Source organism: Sphingopyxis sp. (assembly GCF_036402335.1).
GTDB lineage: Bacteria > Pseudomonadota > Alphaproteobacteria > Sphingomonadales > Sphingomonadaceae > Sphingopyxis.
In genome coordinates this window covers 1-2,736 of record NZ_DASWTD010000568.1, presented here as the reverse complement: position 1 = coordinate 2,736, position 2,736 = coordinate 1, and the positions used below count along the sequence as shown (strand labels likewise).

Annotated in this window: 2 protein-coding genes; one reads left to right on the top strand and one right to left on the bottom strand. The window is 62.2% G+C overall.

The annotated features are described in order from the left end of the window. The first annotated feature begins 32 nt into the window (after positions 1–32). Entirely contained in the window at positions 33–1,016 is a 984-nt protein-coding gene (locus tag VGD20_RS18465; protein ID WP_331135841.1) for a TerC family protein, read from the top strand. A 143-nt stretch (positions 1,017–1,159) separates the two neighbouring features. On the opposite strand, the gene VGD20_RS18460 is transcribed toward VGD20_RS18465, so the two are convergent. Further along, positions 1,160–2,734: an isocitrate lyase gene (locus tag VGD20_RS18460; RefSeq protein WP_331135840.1), complete on the bottom strand. Its 1,575-nt coding sequence runs from the start codon at positions 2,732–2,734 to the stop codon at positions 1,160–1,162. Between the last annotated feature and the right edge of the window lie 2 nt (positions 2,735–2,736).

The following is a 2,736-nucleotide window of genomic DNA, read 5'->3' as shown; positions in this document are numbered from 1 at the left end:
CGGCGCGCTCGGCGTATCCAGGGATCATCATCATGGAATTTCTGTTCGCCGACTGGCTGGGTACCCCGGCCTGGTTCTGGCTGTCGTTCATCGCGCTCGTCGTCGCGCTCACGGCCTTCGACCTTGGCATCCTCAACAAGGAGAACAAGGAAATGGGGATCGGCGAGAGCCTGAAGCTCTCGGCGCTCTACATCGGTATCGCGACGGCGTTCGGCGCGTGGGTCTGGGCCGCGAAGGGCGGCGAGGCGGGCCTGCAATATTACACCGGCTTCTTCATCGAGAAGGCGCTGTCGATCGACAATATCTTCGTCATCTCGCTGATCTTCACGACCTTCGCGATCCCGCCGCGCTACCAGTATCGCGCACTGCTTTGGGGCATCGTTGCGGTGATTGTGCTGCGCGGCATCATGATAGCAGGCGGCGCGGCGCTGGTCACCGAATATGGCTGGATACTCTATATTTTCGCTGCGTTCCTCATCTTCACGGGCGTGAAGATGCTGTTCGCGAGTGAAAAGCCGATGGATGTGAAGGGCAATCCGGTCGTCAAATGGCTGTCGCGCCGGATGCCGATCACCGACGAACTGCACGGCGAGAAATTCTTCGTGCGCGTGCCCGACAGCAAGACCGGCAAGATCGTGCTTGCCGCGACGCCGCTGTTCCTCGCGCTCGTTGTGATCAATCTCGCCGACCTGGTGTTTGCGGTCGACAGCGTGCCGGCGATCTTCGCGATCACGACTGACACCTTCATCGTCTATACGTCGAATATCATGGCGATCCTTGGCCTTCGCGCGCTTTACTTCGCGCTGTCGGCGATGGTTCATCGCTTCCACTACCTCAAATATGCGCTGGCGCTGGTGCTGGTGTTCATCGGTTCGAAGATCTTCGTTGCCGACTTCATTCTGGGCGGCGCGAAATTCCCGCCGCTGGTCAGCCTCGGCGTGACGGTCGCGCTGATCGCGGGCGGCGTCATCTGGTCGCTGATCAAGACCCGCGAAGAAGGGGCGCTGTCGCAATAAAAATGCCCGCCGGAAGCGCAAGGGCTTCCGGCGGACAGGCTTTCCTCCCCAGGAAAGCTCGGGAGGCGCGGAGGTCGGGTCGCTGGCCTCCGCGCCAAGACAGGCGACGCGGGGGTTGCAACGGGCCCCCGCGTCTAACTCTTTTACGCGGCGAACTGGTTCATCGTGTTGTCCTTGCCTGCGGCCTTGAGCGCCGCTTCGCCGGCGAAATATTCCTTGTGGTCGTCGCCGATGTCGCTGCCCGACATATTCTGGTGCTTCACGCAGGCGATGCCTTGGCGGATTTCGGCGCGCTGGACGCCCTTGACGTATCCGAGCATCGCTTCGTCGCCGAAATATTCCTTCGCCAGATTGTCGGTCGACAGCGCGGCGGTGTGATAGGTCGGCAGCGTGATCAGGTGGTGGAAGATGCCCGCCCGCTTCGCCGCATCGCGCTGGAAGGTGCGGATGCGGTTGTCGGCTTCCTCGCCGAGCGGTGTCGCGTCATAGTCGGCGCTCATCAGCTTGGCGCGGTCGTAAGCGCTGACGTCCTTCCCGTCCTTTTCCCAAGCGTCGAACACCTGCTGGCGGAAGTTCAGCGTCCAGTTGAAGCTCGGCGAATTGTTGTAGGCGAGCTTCGCATTGGGGACGACTTCGCGGATGCGGTCGACCATGCCGGCGATCTGCTCGATATGCGGCTTCTCGGTCTCGATCCACAAGAGGTCGGCACCGTTCTGCAAGGACGCGATACAGTCCATGACGCAGCGATCTTCGCCGGTTCCCGGACGGAACTGATAGAGGTTCGAGGGCAGGCGCTTCGGGCGCACCAGCTTGCCGTCGCGGTTGATCAGGACGTCGCCGGGGTTGCCCGCGCCTTCGACCTCTTCGCAATCGAGGAAACTGTTATACCGGTCGCCGAGGTCTCCAGGCTCTTTCGAGAAGGCGATCTGTTTGGTGAGGCCGGCGCCGAGGCTGTCGGTGCGCGTCACGATGATGCCGTCCTCGACGCCGAGTTCCATGAAGGCGTAGCGGCAGGCGCGGATCTTCGCGATGAAATCCTCGTGCGGCACGGTGACCTTGCCGTCCTGGTGGCCGCACTGCTTTTCGTCCGAGACCTGATTTTCGATCTGGAGCGCGCAGGCGCCCGCCTCGATCATCTTCTTGGCGAGCAGATAGGTCGCCTCGGCATTGCCGAAGCCTGCGTCGATGTCGGCGATGATCGGCACGACGTGAGTCTCGTGATTGTCGATCGCGGCCTGCACCTGTTTGGCCTTGAGTTCGTCGCCCTCGGCGCGCGCGGCGTCGAGTTCGCGGAACAGCATGCCGAGCTCGCGCGCGTCGGCCTGACGCAGGAAGGTGTAGATTTCCTCGATCAGCGCCGGAACGCTGGTCTTTTCGTGCATCGACTGGTCGGGCAGCGGGCCGAATTCGCTGCGCAGCGCGGCGATCATCCAGCCCGAGAGGTAGATGTAGCGGCCCTTGACGGTGCCGAAATGCTTCTTGATCGAGATCATCTTCTGCTGCGCGATGAAGCCGTGCCAGCAGCCGAGCGACTGGGTGTAGTTGGCGGGATCCCTGTCATAGGCCGCCATGTCCTCACGCATGATCTTCGCGGTGTAACGCGCGATATCAAGGCCCGTCAGAAACCGGTTCTGCAGACGCATGCGTGTAACCGCCTCGGCGCCGATGCCGTCCCATGCCCCGCCCTTTGACTGGATGAGCTGGTTGGTCCGCGTGATCT